Below are 17,549 nucleotides of genomic sequence, written 5' to 3'. Positions count from 1 at the left end.
CAGTTAATTTAGTGCCTTAACTGCCTGTAATAACTGTACCGTTTCATGCAACGGTAGCCCCACGACATTGCTATAGCTTCCCTCTATGCGTGGAATATAACGTGCTGCAATGCCTTGTATAGCATAGGCTCCCGCCTTGCCAATGGGTTCAGATGTAGCCCAATATGCTTCCATATCATTCGGGCTCAAATGCTGAAATTCGACTTCAGTACGAACTACTATACTTGAAATTTGCGTATTTGTACGAACACAAACCGCAGTATATACATCATGCTTGCGCCCAGAAATTTTTCCCCACATTTCAAATGCATGCTGCTTAGATTCAGGTTTGCCTAAAATCTCTTGATCGACCCCTAAACTGGTATCCGCAGCTATCACAATTGCATCAGGATATTGAAGTTGTACAGCCTCTGCTTTGGCGCATGCCAATCGCTCCACATAATGAGCTACTGGCTCGCCTACTTGTACAGATTCATCAATATCTGGACTATAGATATCAAAGACAAGACCGAGCTGCTCAAGCAGCTCGCGGCGACGGGGCGAACTGGATGCTAAAATTAAACGCGCCATTTCTTCAAGATGAAATAGACCATCGGGAAAGTCAGCACACTACTCAACAGTGGTTGCCAATGACGTGCAAGGGAAAACTGTGCCCCAATCATAATTTGTGCGATCCAGGTAATAAACAGATGCGCGACCACTGCCAAGGTGGTGATGACCCAAATATTGGCAAAGGTCATAATCCGACGTTCACGCGTTAAAAAACGGGACACAAAAGTAATCAGAACAAAACTAAGCGCATTTAAACCCAAAGGTGCATCAAGTAGTAAATCGGTGAAAATCCCAACTGCAAAGGCAAACCAAATCCCGCTCCATGTCGGCTGGCACAGCACCCAAAACAGCATCACCATCATCATAAACAATGGACGCCATCCAGAGAGCGCATAAGACAAAGGATAAACCATCAACACTGAAGCAATGATCACCGAAAAAATGATCGGAAATAACGGGTCACGCTGTTTGGCAGCACGAAGTTTAGCGATCGGCATGCGGTTGCTCCATCGCTAAAGAATCGGAAAATAACACAACGACATGATGCCCACCCGCTAACTGCGCAGCAGGAACAACATCAATTTGAGCAAACTCGCCTGAATTATGACGACTGATCTTTGAAATGGTGCCCACCAGATAACCTGCTGGAAAATGCTCACCTAAACCAGAGCTATACACTTTTTCACCCACTTTGATTTCTGCACTGGTCGGCACGTATTCCATTTTCAAATGACCCAAATCTCCAGCCCCTGAAACAATGGCACGCATTCCAGATCGTTCTAAGCGAACCGAAAGAGAATGTTCTTTATCTGAAAGCAACATGACGCGACTACTATGCGGATAGACATTGATAATCTGTCCCATAATCCCTTTGTCATCGAGCACGGTTTGCCCGACTTTTAACTGACTGTTGGCACCACGGTTTACCACAATAATATGGCGCAATGGATCGGCATCTGTCCCAATGACTTCTGCAATCTCCATACGACCATCAATAATCAACGGGGTATCTAACAGACCGCGTAAACGTGTATTTTCCGCAGATAATTCAGATAATTTTTGTAAACGCACCTGCGCCTGCAATAACTCGGCTTGCATCGCGGTATTTTCACGGCGCAATTGAGCTTCAGACTTGGTTTGTTGATTCAGCCACTCTCGCGATAACACGGGATAACTTGCTACGGCATAAATTGGATTATAAGCGGCGTACAAGACATCTCTTGCAGGTTGAATCACATGTGGCATGCGCCAGTTAAAAAACAGCACGACCAAGCATGTGATCACTGCAATGATAAATGAGCGAAAAGATGGCGGTTGTCTGGAAAACAGATTTGTTTGCACCCGCCGATTCCTTTATTAGCCTACAAATAACATGTCGTGATTTGGATTATCGAAGAATTCTAAAACTTTACCACCACCACGAGTGACGCAAGTTAGAGGATCTTCTGCAACCACCACAGGTAAGCCTGTTTCTTGCGCAAGAAGTTTATCGAGGTTACGCAGTAATGCACCACCACCGGTCAACACTATACCGCGCTCAGCGATGTCTGAAGACAGCTCAGGAGGCGTTTGCTCAAGTGCAGATTTCACAGCTGAAACAATACTTTGTAATGGATCAGAAATCGCTTGCGTGATTTCGTCCGAAGTCACAGTGATCGCACGTGGCACACCTTCAGCAAGGTTACGGCCGCGAACTTCAATTTCAAGTGCTTTGGCATCGGCTTCTGGTAAAGCCATACCCACTTCTTTCTTGATAATTTCAGCGGTGGTTTCACCAATCACGCAACCATGTGCTTTACGTACGTAGTTAATGATTTGTTCATCAAATACATCACCACCAATACGTAGTGAGTCAGCATAGACACAACCTTGAAGCGAAATAATCGCAATTTCAGTTGTACCACCACCAACATCTACCACCATTGAACCGCATGCTTGTTCAACTGGCATACCCGCACCAATTGCAGCAGCCATTGGTTCTTCAATCAAACGAACATCACGCGCGCCTGCATTAAAAACCGCTTCACGAATAGCACGACGCTCAACCAAAGTTGATTTGCAAGGCACACACACCACAACACGAGGTGCAGGTGGGAACAAACGTTTTTCATGTACTTTACCAATAAATTGGTTCAGCATAGTTTCGGTCACTTCAAAATCGGCAATCACACCATCCTTCATTGGACGAATGGCAGAGATATTTGCAGGTGTACGGCCCAGCATTTGCTTTGCATCAAGACCTACCGCGGCAACGATTTTTTGTGAACCACTGTGACGAATTGCCACAACTGTCGGTTCATTTAATATAATGCCTCGTCCTGGTGCATAAATAAGTGTATTTGCTGTACCTAAATCAATGGCTAGATCGGGCGAAAACAAGCCAATTAGTCTTTTTAGAATCACGGAGACGTTCTCGATTAAACTTTATGTGGACGCAAGGTGGCAACTTTAACTAAATGTGATGATTTGAACAAGTCAATCGCTTATTATAACGCACGATATTTTGAAATTTTTTAATACTGACTCAGGTGATGTTATGTCTACATCGGATGCACAGCATTCTGCAGATTTAAATGCACAAACAGTTTCAGCAATCGCCAATCTTGCTCGATTGTCGCTAGATGATACGCAATCTGCTGAATATGCTCAAAGTCTAAATAAAATTTTAGGCATGATGGAAACCTTAAAAGGCATCGACACCGATGGTGTTGAGCCGCTTAAAAGCCCATTTGATCACCCACAACCCTTACGTGAAGATGTGGTTTCAGAAACCAATCATCGTGATGAATATCAAGCCATTGCACCGCAAGTGCAAGACGGTTTGTACCTAGTTCCTCGCGTGATTGAATAATTTCTATTCAGTTAAACCATTATTTTGTAAAAATTAACGTAAAGACATTTCTCATGACAGATTTACATCGCTTATCGATTCGTGAACTCTCTGAGGGTTTAGCTGGGGCTAAATTTTCATCTCGCGAACTGACTGAACATTATTTAAAGCGCATTGCAAAACTGGATACACAAGTTAAATCTTATGTAACCGTGACAGCAGAACAAGCGCTTGCACAAGCCGATGCTGCAGATGCTGCAATAAAAGCAGGCACAGCAACCGCATTGACAGGTGTGCCAATTGCACACAAAGACATTTTTTGCACCCAAGGCATTAAAACCACTGCGGGCTCAAAAATGTTGGATAACTTTATCTCTCCTTACGACGCCACCGTTGTAGCGAAAGGCAAAGCCGCTGGTCTAGTCACTTTAGGTAAAGTGAACATGGACGAGTTCGCAATGGGTTCAACCTCTGAAAATTCATTCTACGGTGCTACAGCAAACCCTTGGAACTTAGGTCATGTACCAGGTGGTTCTTCAGGTGGTTCTGCGGCAGCGGTTGCAGCGGACCTAGCTCCATTTGCCACAGGTACAGACACGGGTGGTTCAATTCGCCAACCTGCATCGTTCTGTGGCTTAACGGGCCTTAAGCCAAGTTATGGCCGTGTCTCTCGCTTCGGGATGATTGCCTATGCATCATCACTAGATCAGGGCGGGCCAATGGCGCGTTCGGCTGAAGACTGTGCCTACCTCATGAATGTGATGGCAGGTCATGACGCGAAAGACTCAACATCCGTTGAAAAAGACGTTGATAACTATGTGGCGAACCTAAACGGCACAGCAGTCAAAGGCTTACGCATTGGTATTCCAAAGCAATACTTCAATGTCGCTGGTTTAGATGAAGACGTGAAAGCCCGCGTTGAAGAATCATTGAAAAAATTGGAAGAGATGGGTGCGACTTTGGTTGAGATTGACCTCAACATGACTGAAGCTTATGTTCCGACCTATTACTTGATTGCCCCTGCTGAAGCGTCATCAAACTTGTCTCGTTACGATGGCGTACGTTATGGCTACCGTGCAGAGAACCCTGTTGACCTGATGGACTTATACAAACGTTCACGTTCTGAAGGTTTTGGTGCAGAAGTGCAACGTCGTATCTTGATTGGTACATATGCGTTGTCTGCGGGTTACTACGATGCTTACTACGTGAAAGCACAAAAAGTCCGTCGTCTGATTCAACAAGACTTCTTAAAAGCGTTTGAATCGGTTGATGTGATTGCTGCACCTTCTGCGCCAACCACGGCTTATAAAATTGGCGCGAACTTGTCTCCAGTTGAAATGTACTTGGGCGACATTTACACCATCGCAGTTAACCTTGCGGGACTTCCTGCGATTAACGCACCTGTTGGTTTTGACAAAGACAACTTACCTGTGGGCTTACAGCTGATTGGTAACTATTGGTCAGAATCTCAACTGTTGTCTGTGGTACATCAGTACCAACAAGCGACGGATTGGCATACGAAACGTGCGGCAATTGCTGAGGAGAATGCATAAATGACGAATATCTCAAAAACAGCTCAAAAGAAAGCTAAATCACTGTTGATTGATGGTTGGGAAGTCGTTATTGGGATCGAGATTCACACTCAGCTTGCGACCCAATCTAAAATCTTCTCAGGTTCTTCGACTGAATTTGGTCAAGACCCAAATACACAAGCCAGCCTTGTTGACTTGGCGATGCCGGGCGTACTGCCTGTATTAAACAAAGAAGTGGTCGATTTAGCCATTCGCTTTGGTTTGGGTATCGATGCTTATATTGACCAAGCGTCTGTGTTTGCACGTAAAAACTACTTCTACCCTGACTCTCCAAAAGGCTACCAAATTAGTCAAATGGACAACCCGATTGTGGGCTTGGGTCATATCGACATTCAACTTGAAGATGGTACGGTAAAGCGTATTGGCGTAACGCGTGCCCACCTTGAGGAAGATGCAGGTAAATCCATCCATGACCAGTTTGAAGGTATGTCAGGCATCGACTTAAACCGTGCAGGTACACCTTTACTTGAAATCGTGTCTGAACCCGATATGCGTTCGGTTGAAGAAGCTGTGGCTTATATCAAGTCGATTCACACTTTAGTGCGTTGGTTGGGTATTTCTGACGGTAACATGGCGGAAGGTTCATTCCGTGCCGACTGTAACGTGTCGTTACGTCGTCCGGGTCAACCGTTCGGTACACGTTGCGAGTTAAAAAACCTCAACTCATTCCGTTTCATTGAACAAGCGATCAATGTTGAAATTGAACGCCAAATGGAAATTTTGGAATGGGATGGCACGATTGACCAAGAAACGCGTCTATTCGACCCTGTCAAGATGGAAACACGTTCAATGCGTTCGAAAGAAGAAGCGAACGACTATCGCTACTTCCCAGACCCCGACTTGTTGCCTGTGATTATTTCAGATGCGCAAATTGAAACGGCTCGTGCTGCGTTGCCCGAACTTCCTGCGGCACGTCGTGAGCGTTTCGTCGCGGACTTTGGTGTCACTGAATACGATGCGCATGTGTTGACGCTGACCCGCGAAATGTCAGACTTTTATGAAGTGGTTGTGGCTGCTGCTGGCGGCGCTGCACAAGGTAAAGTGTCTGCAAACTGGGTGATGGGCGAATTCTCAGGCGCTTTAAACAAAGCAGGCTTAGAACTGGCAGACTCCCCTGTTTCGGCTGAAAAATTGGGCGGCATGGTTGCGCGTATAGTGGATAACACCATTAGCGGCAAGATTGCGAAGCAAGTATTCGGCTTTATGTGGGATGAAGGCAAAACTGCGGACGAAATTATTGCGGAAAAAGGCTTGAAGCAGGAAACTGATACAGGTGCGATTGAAGCGATTATTAAAGACGTGCTTGCTACCAATGAGAAGATGGTTGAAGAGTTTAAATCTGGTAAAGAGAAAGCTTTCAATGGTCTAGTTGGTCAAGTGATGAAAGCATCTAAGGGTAAAGCTAACCCTGCACAAGTGAATGAGTTGATGAAGAAATTGATTGGTTGATCTGATTTAGTTTCAAAAGAAAACCCGCTTTAGAGCGGGTTTTTATTATTCAAAGAAACGTCGTATTTCATTTATCCAAGGTATTTCTTCCTTATTATCCACTGTATTTATATAATTTAATGCAAATTCAACTTTCATATGATTATTATTTTTTCCAAAAAACTCCTTTAATCTTCTCTTCTCTGGAATTGATAATCTTAAACATAAAGCAGATGGATAATAAGTATTTTCTGCGAGTTCCACCCTTTTATGCTCATCAACAAATTCCGCCAACTCAGGATTTTCCTCTTCCATTTGCTCTAATACTTTCAAAAAGGTTTCAGCATTAAGTACATCTTCCAACACAGAAGAACTGGCAGCAATGGAAGAATTAATCACAACAAGTTCTGCATTCTCACTTCCCTCATTAACTATTAATCTTCTATATTTTAGCTTAGGATGTTGAGCATCTTGTCTAAGATTAGTTGTATTCATATCTAAAGTAGAATCAGTATCACAAAGCAAAAAAACTTTGCCCTTCATTTCCTGTTTAAAATCCTCAAAAGCAATTGAGAGATGATTATATAATTTCTTAACCTCACTATAACCACCAACTGGCAAAATTCTTAATCTATGACTTTCAACTAATTCAGATAAAAAATCAGATAGATAAATTTTCTCTGATGAGCCCTCACAGATTAGCCAATTAAATGGATTCTCACTCATACTTCCATAGATTATTGCTTGAACCAAATCATTAATGCTTTTTAATTGAACACTAAAAGGAAGCTGATTACGAGATTGATTACTCATAATTCTTGTGTCTTCGCGATATTTCACAATATTAATAAAGTCAAACTTATGACCAACCTCACTTCCTTTCCCCATAATTACAGTATTACCTCTTATTACAGAAGGAATATAACCATACCAATGAGTAGTGAATAGAACTTGAGAACAATACTGAGTTGTTTCATATAAGCTTTGGAACATATCGAAACATGCAGAAATATGTAAGGATGATTCAGGTTCATCAAATCCGAAAATCACATATTTATCTTGATTATTTTCATGATTTTTTCTAAGCAAACTATTGGCTATATCTAATATAGCTTTCTGCTTTTCCCCAGAGCTAAGTTTAGTAATTGCCATTGATGTACTATCATCAACTTTGAGATGCATAGACCTAATATTAAAATATGCTTCAATAATCAAATTATTAATATCAACTCGTTTTAGTTTGGTTTGTCTAACATCACTATTTGTTTTATAAATATAAGATTCTAAATCCTGTTCAAGCTCCTGAACAATCCCATCCAAAGAATCATTAATTCTTCTAACTGTAGCACCAGAAATAGTCTCAGTTAGTGTTTGTTGCAAACTTCTCCCCATTAAAAACTCAAACTGCCTGTTATGCAATCGAGTAAATTCCTCAGCACTTAACTCTCTTGGAATATAAATATATCTATAAATTTCTAAAATTTTTAGAAATATAGAATTAAGTAGATCTATAGGTAAATCAGACTCACCAGGTTTATCTTCCAAATATTTTTGCTTCAGATACCCTTCAAAAACACCAACACTCTTTTTATTTTTTAAGGTAATCCCAAGAGGGATTAAAAAATAATCCTCTCTATTTTCAATACTAGAATTCAATCTTTCAAAATGAACAACAGTCTCCTGAGCTCCGGTAAATCTTGATGGAAAGTTACTAGCCTGAAGAACTTTAACAGCATCATCAACCAAGCTAACCAATTCAAGTTCTTTATCCGTAAAATCAACTTTATTTCTTTCAATTAAGAAAACTGGGACTATATAAGGTACATTAGTATCATCTGTAGATTGATTATGCCCTAGATTAATATTCCAATCTTTATCTTGTAGAAAAATTTTTTCTAAAGCCTCTAAAACTGTACTTTTCCCAATTCCATTATTTCCAACTAAGCCACAGAATTTTTCACCGTCACTAAGAGGAATAAAATTAATACCTTTATAAGTTTTTATGTGTCTTAAGAAAATTCCGACTATCATTTTTAGCATTCATGTAAAATTTAACAAAATATAAACAATCTAAATAATTATTTCAAATTTTATATTTTATTTAAGCACTATCTATTCTTTTATTATTTTTAAAGACATGTAATAGAATACAGATAATGGCCTATTAAAAAATACTGCCCTCTTAACACACCCAACTTATTCCAAATCTCAGGCATCAAAAACATCGTTACTATCTTGTTTCAATCCACATAACGCAACAAACCATTCAACTCCTGCTTCACTTCAGTATTCTTAACAATTTCTTCGCCCGTAATACGCCCCAACTGCTGAAAACTTTCGCCTACGGCTTGAATACCCTCTGCCTGAATCACTGCTTTGGTCTGTGCTGAACATTGCTCGACCAAAATTCGCTGTAACACCTGTGCCATGTTTGATCTAGTAGCTAATAGCATTTTCCAGTATTCCATTTCAAACAAAAACCCCATACGACTAAAGACAGCAAACCATCACTTAAAAATGACATCTGAACTGTGCTAATTTAGATCAAAAGTGAACATAAAATATGCACAAACAATAAAGAGGGTTTAAAGATGTCAAAACAAATTTTAATGCTCGTGGGTGACTATGCCGAGGACTATGAAACCATGGTGCCTTTTCAGTTTTTAACAGGTCTCGGTTATACCGTACACGCAGTCTGCCCCGATAAAAATGAAGGTGAAAGCATCGCCACAGCCATTCATGACTTTGAAGGCGAGCAAACCTATAGTGAAAAACGTGGTCATAACTTTGCCATCAACTACAACTTTGAAGCGGTACACACTGCGGACTATGTCGGTTTAGTTATTCCCGGTGGTCGTGCGCCCGAATATTTACGCATGAATGAACGTATCCTTGAAATCGTGCGTGAGTTTGATGCTGCAAAAAAACCAATTGCAGCAGTTTGTCATGGTGCTCAAATTCTTGCGGCAGCCGATGTACTCGAAGGCCGTACTTGTTCAGCCTACCCTGCGTGCGCAGCCGAGGTGAAACTAGCAGGTGGGACTTATGCGGACATTGAAGTGACGGAAGCTGTAACCGATGGGCACTTGATCACAGCGCCGGCTTGGCCTGCCCACCCTGCTTGGATGGCACAGTTTATTCAAGCTTTAGGGGCGACTGTAACGATTTAATTGTGTTGTTCCTCAAATGAATCTTTTATGAGATGGCCTATCAGCCTTTAGATTCAAAAATAAAAAAGCTCCTTCGATTCAAGGAGCTTTTTTTAATGACTTTTTTATAACATTAATGCTTTCAATTCAGTTTATAAATCGCTCCCACTATTCATATTTTTCAAAGACCGAACTATCTCGTCACACCCAACTTATTCCAAATTTCTGGGGTTAAAAAAGTCGTGACCAATTTATTCAAATCCACATAGCGCAGTACGCCTTGCAACTGCCCTTTCACTTCAGGGTTCTTTAAAATTTCCTCACCTGTAATCTGTCCAAGTTCCTGAAAACTGTCTCCAACCGCTTGTAAGCCTTCTGCTTGAATCACTGCTTTAGTCTGAGCTGAACATTGCTCCACTAAAATGCGTTGTAAAACCTGTGCGAGGTTTTTATCTAGCTGTGTACGCTGTGCATCGGTGACATTGCTATACACCTTCAGATCAGGATGTGCAGCCAGTGCCGCAAACGTCCACTGCAACACAGTGGTTTTATCTGTTGCTGTCGTTGACTTCACCAAACAATTACTCAGTTGGTCGACTGTAGTACTAGCCGTAGCAACTTGGACTGAACCACACAATGCTACTGCCAAAACAGCATGACGAAAAAGAACAGAAGATCGACCACGTAAAACGCTTAAAACAGGCTGTGACATAAACTCAACTCCAATCAACAATTGCATTCTTTGTATCACAAAGCCCGTCAATCAGCCTGTTATGGAACTGTAAAATTACCGTGTAGTTGGAGAAAATTAAATCGCCCAATTCAAGCGATTTCCCTATCTAACTCAGCAGTTTCAAATGCAGTGAGCTGTGGGTGTATGGTCGGGCATGCATTCCAAAACCAATAGAAGTAACCTTTGGGGTCAAGCAAAGTATGCATCTGAATCGTAGACTGATTACTTTCGCCCTTCCAACAGGCTAAAGCAGCATTACGATTATTGTGTAAATCGATAAATTCCGGAGCGACTTGCTTCGGCATTTCAGGAATATAAAGTGCGTCACCATGTTCTACCCACAAATCAGCCAAGTAAATTTTTTGGTCTTTTGGAAAATATCGTCCTGCTGAGATCACCAACGGCAATTGATTTTGATCGGTCGAAGCAAACACATGCGGAAAGTCATGATGTTCTAAGTCTGTGATGACAAAGGGGTATAAGGTTTTTGCGACTAGATTGATTTGAGTTGGGTCAACTTTTTCTGCGTAGCCTGCACCTCTATCACCTGTCCAGCTTTCACTAAAGTCATACCAAATGCAGCAGCAGTTTCTGGCGTGGCTTTGAGTGGCATAAACTCAAAAGTGTTTCCCGCGAATGCTAACTGAGTCTGCTCTCCCCAATGGGTTTGGATCGTTGCTATTTCTTTGGGTACATCATAAACATGGCCCATACTCATATGGGCGTTGGTTGAGGATGCTTGGATCAGCTCAATAGCATCTGATACATCGGCTAAATACTTGGGTGTTCCGCCATTGTTGTAAAAATAAGGCTGAGCTGAAATATCAACGTCTATTTCTTGCACGGTCTGATCCAGCAAAGGCGCAGTAAAATAGGTGGCTGGTGTTTGGACATTACTCATGATGTTATTCCTTTGGTTGAGGTGCTCACATGAAGTTGGGTCGCAAACAGCCGAAAATCTTACTTCATTTGCTTGAGCATATTTTTAGCACCTGTATGGTTATGGTTTTTGGCTAAGTTCTGCAAAACATATTTTGCTTGCCCTTTAGGGTTGGAAAAACGACTGCTATAACTTGGAATACCCGTTAAACAACGTGCAACTAATATGCCCGATTCGGTATAGACATTTGAGGCATCCGACCCCGGCAAACGACCATAGTTATATGCGCGTTGTGCACTGTTACAGGCAGCGACTTGGTTGCGTCCACTGTTAATATCACGGCGTGCAGCCACATACAGTTTAGCCTGTTGCTGCTGCGGTGTTTCTACAGCTTTGACAGCCTTAGGTAGTACTTCCACTTTATTTTCTTTTTTAGGCTCTACTTCTTTTTTGCTTTCTTCCTCTTTCTTCACCTCTGCCTTGATCGCAGGTGCCTTCGTCACCACTTTTTTGCTTGACGTAATAGGTGCCATACTCCGTGGTGCTGACTCAGTCAGTACTTTGCTTTGTAAATTAACCACACGAGTATCATTTGAATTAGGCAGTTTGCGTTCAGACAATGCCTCAATACTCACCAACCACTGTTCGCCATTATTAAGCTGGCAACGAAAAGTACCCGTTCCCTGTTTTAAACTGTTATAGGTGCGAAGTAACTTTTTCGCCCACGGATCTTTCACTAAGCTAAAACTACTTTTTTGTGTCTGACTAAAACGCCCACCATGTGCTTGGCAATACTGACTAAACATGCTGCGCGGATATAGCGCCTCGATATCTTTTTCATTTTTTACGCCTACCGTGTGATAGACGTATTCTTTGCTGTTTTTATCGGTATCATTAATTTTTCGTTCTACGATTAGTTCTTGTGGTGATGCAATATTTTTAAAAGGTGCTTGTGCTATATTTCCCAGACTGGTACAGCCCTGCAACACACTCCCCAAAACCCCAAATACACATAAAATTTTATAATTCACTACGACTTTACTCTTAAACACCCGCATAAAAACATTAGCGGAAAGCACATAAAATAACAAACTTAAACAACTGTTTTTATTATTTATTTTAGCTTGACGCACACATCATTCTGCTTTGTTTTATGATAACCTCAACAACATTTCATAAATTTAGTTTGAACCATACAACAAAAGTTACAGACAAAATGATGCTTGAGCACATAAAAAACCTGCCGTGAAAGGCAGGTGAGATACATCAAAAATATTTAGTCATCTAAAGTCGATTCAAAAGCTTTTAGACGCTTATAAATCGAGAGCAGTTCAATAATGGTTTTCCATGACAAAATTAGATATTGAAATGACTCTCGTACTTTATCAAACACATTACCAATTTGGTTGATTAAACCTAGAGTCATTTTCCCTGCTGCAATTGCGGGAAATAACACCACCAAACTGTATAAAATATCCAGTTGTCGATACCATGTCGCGACTAAGTTAAAATAAGCATAGTGAAAATAAAGTCTAAAATAATTCTTTCTTACTCTGCTAAACAGTTCGACCAATGTTGCAGGTTGGGCACGGTCTGCATGGTCTTCCCCATACACCAACTCTTTACGGTAAGCCGCTTCAACCTTCTGATTATTAAACTCTAAACCTGGTAGTTTACTTCCCACTACCATTAACAAGACCGTACCAAAAATAGCCCAAATAATAGAAGCCCAAACTAGGGAATGTTTTACTTCACCCACAATAGGCAATTCAGGAACATGCTTTGAAAGCTCAAATAGAATTGGTAAGAAAGCCACCAACACCATCACAGCCTTGATCAACTCAACGCCCAAATCTTCTAAAATAGTAGCAAAGCGCATAGTGTCTTCTTGCACACGTTGTGATGCCCCTTCTATATGACGTAATTTTTCCCAGTGTTGGGTGTAGTATTCATTCATCGCTGTACGCCACCGAAATACATAGTGGCTGGTGAAAAAGGCATTGATCACTGCGAAAGTGACCGCAACCATCGCAATATACAAGAAGGTTAAAGTACCCATATATAGGTCTTTAACGTTCCCCCCTTTGCCAAGCATGCTTTGAATGAGATCCCAAAATGGTCCATACCATGCGTTGATGGCAACACTGACCTGTACACCAAACCAGATGTTAAACAGAATAAATGCGGACCCCCAAATCGACCAGCGTTGCCATTTATTGTCTGAGACAAAACGCCAAAATAAGGCAAAGAGTGTTGTCGCTATAAAAAACCAGAGATAGAACCACAAAAAAGCTGGAGACCAAAAACGGCTCACTCCTATAGGCAGTTCAGCCGTTGCATATCCTTGCGGCCAACCTATGGCGCTTCCCCATGTATTTCCCCCTGTGTACCACAGTACGACATTGATCACCGACCAAAGTAATACTGAAATGAAGAACCATCTAGGGTTTGGGAAAAATGACTTAAACATGAACGATATATATCCCTTTTATGTTTCAGGTATGCAATCCGTGCATACTAATCCTTATTTCTTAATTTAGTACAATCGCATTACAGCAAGTTTGTACACTTTACTTATCCTTATTGGGTTATACGTTATTTGATTTGTATGCCCCTTCACAAGAGCTCAGGACATTATTTTCCGACTTGATCAGTCACATCACAATCAAAATAAATTATTTCAATAACTTATGAAAATACGAACGGGCTTTACCCCAGATTTAAAATAATATTTTATTGCTTGTAACTTTTGGGTTTCAAACTGAAAAATTGCTTAGGATTTAAAGCGAGTGCAATGATGGTATTTCTCTGACAACCATACGATTACTTGTTGATTTTATGTATAAAAGAATGAAGTTTGCACATTTTAAAATGACTTCATGCTACTATCTTTTCATTAAAAACTATTGGATCTATGACATGGAAACCCTAGTACTTGAACTGATCAAACCACTCACACTGACAAAAGAAGACTTTCCACCCATTAACTTTGAAGAAGGCACTGTGCTCAAAGTTCTCATGAAAACACCTACTGGTTACTTGGTAACGGCAGATTCTCGTTTTAATTTTACGGTGTCTTTTGATGATGAAAATCAAGTGTGGCAGAAGCTGTAATTTGCAATGCTCTTTAATAAAAGAATAATCCATTCAATAAGATAAAAATAAAAATCCATCTTTTTATTGATTTAAAACTGGTTATTTTTATTAAAATTTAGTTTTTTATACCCAATCAGCAAATGAAGCCGTGCTGAGAGTTTTCTGTAACTATGGATTTTGTGATTTCTAGGACTCATTTGTAGCATCGTTATGCATTCATTTTCTCTTTAATCTATTGATTTAATTACTCTACATTAAGCCCTTCATCCTTGGTACTTAAAATAATGAACTATAAATCAGAAAAAGAGAAAGGATTTGAAAATCTTTAGTCTATAACTCTATATGTACTGACGCATTCACTAAGCTCACTACTATTTAAATCTAGGTCTTTCTGCAAAATCTATCGCTATAAAAAAAGCCCCAGATAGGAACATCCGAGGCTTCTCAATTTTTAAACGTGTGCTGAGCTAAGTTATTGCGCGGTATAACCACCATCCATCACCACGGCTTGACCCGTTACACCGCCCGCCTTATCACTGGCAAGAAAGATCGCATAATCCGCAATTTCTTCTACACTCAATAAGCGTTTTTGCGGCACCATCGCCAAAATCACATCTTCTAATGCACTTTGTTCACTGACATTTCGGGTTTTAGCCAAGTCATGAATTTGACCACGTACCAACGGCGTGTCGACATAGCCCGGACACAGAGCATTCACGGTGATGCCATCGCGCGCGCACTCTAAAGCCGCAACTTTGGTCAAACCAATTACACCATGCTTAGCACTGTTATAGCCGGCCTTGCCAGCAAAACCGATCAGACCGTTAATCGAGGCCATATTAATCACGCGACCAAACTGCTGCGCTTTCATGATTGGAAATGCGTACTTAATGCCAATGAATGCCCCCACCAACATGACATTAATCAGCTTTTGATAGACTGCTGTTGGAAAGTCTTCAATCACTGCAACATGCTGAAAACCCGCATTATTGATGAGGATGTCCAACCGCCCATAGGTTTTCTGAGTCAGTTCAATCGCTGTTTTATATGCTTCTTCATCGGTCACATCGCAAGGCGCAGACAATGCTTCAAAACCTTGCTTTTGAAGTGCCGCCACCGTTTCAGCACACTTCTGGGCATTCATATCAGAAATGACAACTTTTGCACCTTCATTGGCAAATTTCTTTGCAATTTCATGTCCAATACCACTGGCTGAACCAGTAATAAATGCAACTTTATCTTTTAACAGTTGACTCATGATGTACTCCGTTGTCTTCTTTTTTCATTCCAAAGTCTTAAACAATACCAAACCAAGTAAAGGCAGCAATGGCAACAAATACCGCGATGGTTTTAATAATCGTGATGGCAAAAATGTCTTTATAAGATTGTTTATGGGTTAAACCTGTGACTGCAAGCAAGGTAATCACGGCGCCGTTATGCGGTAAGGTATCCATACCGCCAGATGCCATCGCAACAATACGGTGCATGACTTCAGGTGGAATTCCCATGGCTAGAATCGCAGCATTGTACTGATCCGCCATCGCACTTAAAGCGATACTCATCCCGCCAGAGGCTGAACCTGTCACACCCGCTAAAACTGTCGTAGTGACTGCACCATTGACCAACGGATTGGTAAAAGTATTACCCAATGCATGACTAATGATTGCAAAGCCCGGTAAGGCCGCAATGATCGCACCAAAACCATATTCAGATGCGGTATTCATCACGGCAAGTAAAGACCCGCCAATACTGGCATTGACACCATCTTTGAAGCCCGTATAGACACGACGGAAGTCAAATGAAATTGCCGCGATAATGCCCACAATTAAGGCTAAACCCACGGCCCAAATGGCAGAGGTTTTGGCAACATCGACGGTGTAAGCTGCAAGTCCAATGGCATTAAAGTCGAAACCGTTTGGATACCATTCTTTAATCGCAGTGGATAAATACTTATTGGTCACGGCAACTAAAATGAGCGGTACAAAAGCCAACCATTGACGTGCGGTAGAACCATTTGATGTTGTATCTAAGTTTTGTTTCAGTTGTTGTTGCTCGGCTTCTGTCAGCTCAATACCTGTGGCATAGCCATCACCATTTCGAGCGGCTACACGGCGACGCCATTCTAAATAGCTCAAACCTGTAGCAAGAACAAATACCGCACCAATCAAACCAAGAAACGGCGCTGCATAAATATCTGTACCAAAAAAGGTCGTCGGAATAACGTTTTGAATCTGCGGGGTTCCCGGCAAGGCATCCATGGTAAAGGTAAATGCACCAAGGGCAATGGTTCCCGGAATCAAACGCTTTGGAATGTTGGCTTGTCTAAAGAGTTGATTCGCAAATGGATAAACAGCAAATACCACCACAAAGAGACTGACGCCGCTATAGGTTAAAATCGCCCCTAAAAGCACAACGGTTAACATTGCATTTTTAGAACCAATCAGGTTCACAATGGTTTTGGCAATGGATTCGGCAATCCCTGACATTTCAACCACTTTACCGAAAATGGCACCGAGTAAAAACACCAAGAAATAATCTTTAATAAACCCAACCATTTTGGGCATAAATACGCCTGAATAAAAAGGCAAAACGTTAGCTGGGTTAATCAGTAAAACCGCTAACAAGGCACAAATTGGTGCCATAAGAATGACAGAAAAACCTCTGTAGGCTGTATACATCAGTAGCCCAAGAGACAATAAAATTACACCTAAATCCCACATATTTTTTACTCCATCCTTAAAGAAAATATGTCTTGATGTGGTGTGATATTAATGGCGAATGATGTCAAATCTAGTGGAGTCACAGTGCAATCAGCCTGTGCGGAAAAACCAAATACGCATTCATAGACCGTCTATTTCCCTCATGACGAGATGTCTATTTGCACTCTGATCTATGTACTATATTTATCCATCAGAGCATTAATATTTCAGCTTATTGGGTCAGACTATAATGCATATAAACCCACACATTGTTTGAAAATAATCATTGAGTAAGAAGAAAAATTGATTAATATCCAAGCCCTAGCAAGACTGATAAAACTAATTACATCAAGTTAAAGGTAAAATTTCAAAATCGCACGAAATGACCAATTTTTATATTTTTCATACAGTTAAAACATATTTTTACAGACTATCATGCTGTTCGACTTATACTGCTTTGACGACTTGATAAAAATGCACCCACTTCCATCACTTGATCTGTTTTGACCGTCTGTTGTATTTTTCATGTAAACCATTTGAGAAAAACACGTTCATTTTCATTCAACATCGTGTTGCATCATTGCTCAGGG

17 protein-coding genes and 1 pseudogene are annotated in these 17,549 nt (G+C 41.0%); 5 read left to right on the top strand and 13 right to left on the bottom strand.

Features of this window, described 5'->3' with window-relative positions:
- Positions 1-3 precede the first annotated feature (3 nt).
- From HUK62_RS05450 to HUK62_RS05435, 4 genes are read right to left on the bottom strand one after another with little or no spacing between them, the layout of a single operon-like run.
- Entirely contained in the window at positions 4-570 is a 567-nt protein-coding gene (locus HUK62_RS05450) for a Maf family nucleotide pyrophosphatase (RefSeq protein ID WP_010326167.1), read from the bottom strand.
- Positions 558-1,049: a rod shape-determining protein MreD gene (gene mreD / locus HUK62_RS05445; RefSeq protein WP_176537295.1), complete on the bottom strand. Its 492-nt coding sequence runs from the start codon at positions 1,047-1,049 to the stop codon at positions 558-560. Before mreD ends, HUK62_RS05450 begins: the two co-directional genes overlap by 13 nt.
- A complete protein-coding gene (gene mreC, locus HUK62_RS05440; protein ID WP_176537294.1) occupies positions 1,036-1,893 on the bottom strand; it encodes a rod shape-determining protein MreC in 858 nt (285 codons plus the stop codon). Before mreC ends, mreD begins: the two co-directional genes overlap by 14 nt.
- Positions 1,894-1,908: 15 nt before the next feature.
- Positions 1,909-2,955 carry a rod shape-determining protein gene (locus tag HUK62_RS05435; RefSeq protein WP_004694670.1) on the bottom strand — a complete coding sequence of 349 codons (1,047 nt, stop codon included), beginning with the start codon at positions 2,953-2,955 and terminating at the stop codon, positions 1,909-1,911.
- A 133-nt stretch (positions 2,956-3,088) separates the two neighbouring features.
- Between HUK62_RS05435 and gatC the strand changes: the two genes are divergently transcribed.
- From gatC to gatB, 3 genes are read left to right on the top strand one after another with little or no spacing between them, the layout of a single operon-like run.
- The gene (gene gatC, locus HUK62_RS05430; protein ID WP_004694671.1) at positions 3,089-3,403 is read left to right on the top strand and encodes an Asp-tRNA(Asn)/Glu-tRNA(Gln) amidotransferase subunit GatC; all 315 of its coding nucleotides are present in this window, start codon (positions 3,089-3,091) and stop codon (positions 3,401-3,403) included.
- Between the two features lie 53 nt (positions 3,404-3,456).
- Positions 3,457-4,935 (top strand): Asp-tRNA(Asn)/Glu-tRNA(Gln) amidotransferase subunit GatA, encoded by a 1,479-nt coding sequence (gene gatA / locus HUK62_RS05425; RefSeq protein WP_176537293.1) that lies wholly within the window; start codon positions 3,457-3,459, stop codon positions 4,933-4,935.
- Positions 4,936-6,423, top strand: coding sequence for an Asp-tRNA(Asn)/Glu-tRNA(Gln) amidotransferase subunit GatB (gatB, locus tag HUK62_RS05420; protein ID WP_176537292.1), 1,488 nt, complete (start codon positions 4,936-4,938; stop codon positions 6,421-6,423).
- 45 nt (positions 6,424-6,468) lie between these two features.
- On the opposite strand, the gene HUK62_RS05415 is transcribed toward gatB, so the two are convergent.
- A complete protein-coding gene (locus HUK62_RS05415) occupies positions 6,469-8,433 on the bottom strand; it encodes an AAA family ATPase (protein ID WP_176537291.1) in 1,965 nt (654 codons plus the stop codon).
- A 98-nt stretch (positions 8,434-8,531) separates the two neighbouring features.
- A pseudogene (locus tag HUK62_RS05410) lies at positions 8,532-8,831 on the bottom strand (hypothetical protein); the annotation flags it as partial.
- A 162-nt stretch (positions 8,832-8,993) separates the two neighbouring features.
- Here HUK62_RS05410 and HUK62_RS05405 point away from each other — a divergent pair.
- Positions 8,994-9,572, top strand: a complete 579-nt coding sequence (locus HUK62_RS05405) for a DJ-1/PfpI family protein (RefSeq protein WP_176537290.1) — start codon at positions 8,994-8,996, stop codon at positions 9,570-9,572.
- A 172-nt stretch (positions 9,573-9,744) separates the two neighbouring features.
- Here HUK62_RS05405 and HUK62_RS05400 read toward each other — a convergent pair whose 3' ends face one another.
- The 5 genes from HUK62_RS05400 to sbmA form a co-directional block, all read right to left on the bottom strand.
- A complete protein-coding gene (locus HUK62_RS05400; protein WP_176537289.1) occupies positions 9,745-10,263 on the bottom strand; it encodes a hypothetical protein in 519 nt (172 codons plus the stop codon).
- Between the two features lie 110 nt (positions 10,264-10,373).
- Positions 10,374-10,718 carry a hypothetical protein gene (locus HUK62_RS18990; protein WP_228723742.1) on the bottom strand — a complete coding sequence of 115 codons (345 nt, stop codon included), beginning with the start codon at positions 10,716-10,718 and terminating at the stop codon, positions 10,374-10,376.
- Between the two features lie 59 nt (positions 10,719-10,777).
- Positions 10,778-11,185 (bottom strand): hypothetical protein, encoded by a 408-nt coding sequence (locus HUK62_RS18985; RefSeq protein ID WP_228723741.1) that lies wholly within the window; start codon positions 11,183-11,185, stop codon positions 10,778-10,780.
- A gap of 59 nt (positions 11,186-11,244) precedes the next feature.
- The gene (locus HUK62_RS05390; protein ID WP_176537288.1) at positions 11,245-12,297 is read right to left on the bottom strand and encodes a hypothetical protein; all 1,053 of its coding nucleotides are present in this window, start codon (positions 12,295-12,297) and stop codon (positions 11,245-11,247) included.
- A gap of 143 nt (positions 12,298-12,440) precedes the next feature.
- A complete protein-coding gene (gene sbmA / locus HUK62_RS05385) occupies positions 12,441-13,634 on the bottom strand; it encodes a peptide antibiotic transporter SbmA (protein WP_176537287.1) in 1,194 nt (397 codons plus the stop codon).
- 449 nt (positions 13,635-14,083) lie between these two features.
- Between sbmA and HUK62_RS05380 the strand changes: the two genes are divergently transcribed.
- Positions 14,084-14,278, top strand: coding sequence for a hypothetical protein (locus tag HUK62_RS05380; protein WP_004694700.1), 195 nt, complete (start codon positions 14,084-14,086; stop codon positions 14,276-14,278).
- 454 nt (positions 14,279-14,732) lie between these two features.
- Here HUK62_RS05380 and HUK62_RS05375 read toward each other — a convergent pair whose 3' ends face one another.
- Positions 14,733-15,518 (bottom strand): 3-hydroxybutyrate dehydrogenase, encoded by a 786-nt coding sequence (locus tag HUK62_RS05375; protein WP_176537286.1) that lies wholly within the window; start codon positions 15,516-15,518, stop codon positions 14,733-14,735.
- Between the two features lie 37 nt (positions 15,519-15,555).
- A complete protein-coding gene (locus tag HUK62_RS05370; RefSeq protein ID WP_058869080.1) occupies positions 15,556-16,980 on the bottom strand; it encodes a GntP family permease in 1,425 nt (474 codons plus the stop codon).
- Positions 16,981-17,549: the final 569 nt, after the last annotated feature.

Source organism: Acinetobacter sp. NEB 394 (genome assembly GCF_013374795.1).
GTDB classification, from domain to species: domain Bacteria; phylum Pseudomonadota; class Gammaproteobacteria; order Pseudomonadales; family Moraxellaceae; genus Acinetobacter; species Acinetobacter johnsonii.
Note: the sequence above shows the minus strand (reverse complement) of the source record. Positions and strands in the feature narration are given on the sequence as shown.

What these genes read in the sequence shown, in the direction of transcription:
- HUK62_RS05450 (WP_010326167.1), bottom strand. Translation starts at nt 570, where the DNA reads ATGGCGCGTTTAATTTTAGCATCCAGTTCGCCCCGTCGCCGCGAGCTG.
- mreD (WP_176537295.1), bottom strand. Translation starts at nt 1,049, where the DNA reads ATGCCGATCGCTAAACTTCGTGCTGCCAAACAGCGTGACCCGTTATTT.
- gatC (WP_004694671.1), top strand. Translation starts at nt 3,089, where the DNA reads ATGTCTACATCGGATGCACAGCATTCTGCAGATTTAAATGCACAAACA.
- gatA (WP_176537293.1), top strand. Translation starts at nt 3,457, where the DNA reads ATGACAGATTTACATCGCTTATCGATTCGTGAACTCTCTGAGGGTTTA.
- gatB (WP_176537292.1), top strand. Translation starts at nt 4,936, where the DNA reads ATGACGAATATCTCAAAAACAGCTCAAAAGAAAGCTAAATCACTGTTG.
- HUK62_RS05415 (WP_176537291.1), bottom strand. Translation starts at nt 8,433, where the DNA reads ATGATAGTCGGAATTTTCTTAAGACACATAAAAACTTATAAAGGTATT.
- HUK62_RS05405 (WP_176537290.1), top strand. Translation starts at nt 8,994, where the DNA reads ATGTCAAAACAAATTTTAATGCTCGTGGGTGACTATGCCGAGGACTAT.
- HUK62_RS05400 (WP_176537289.1), bottom strand. Translation starts at nt 10,263, where the DNA reads ATGTCACAGCCTGTTTTAAGCGTTTTACGTGGTCGATCTTCTGTTCTT.
- HUK62_RS18985 (WP_228723741.1), bottom strand. Translation starts at nt 11,185, where the DNA reads ATGAGTAATGTCCAAACACCAGCCACCTATTTTACTGCGCCTTTGCTG.
- sbmA (WP_176537287.1), bottom strand. Translation starts at nt 13,634, where the DNA reads ATGTTTAAGTCATTTTTCCCAAACCCTAGATGGTTCTTCATTTCAGTA.
- HUK62_RS05380 (WP_004694700.1), top strand. Translation starts at nt 14,084, where the DNA reads ATGGAAACCCTAGTACTTGAACTGATCAAACCACTCACACTGACAAAA.
- HUK62_RS05375 (WP_176537286.1), bottom strand. Translation starts at nt 15,518, where the DNA reads ATGAGTCAACTGTTAAAAGATAAAGTTGCATTTATTACTGGTTCAGCC.
- HUK62_RS05370 (WP_058869080.1), bottom strand. Translation starts at nt 16,980, where the DNA reads ATGTGGGATTTAGGTGTAATTTTATTGTCTCTTGGGCTACTGATGTAT.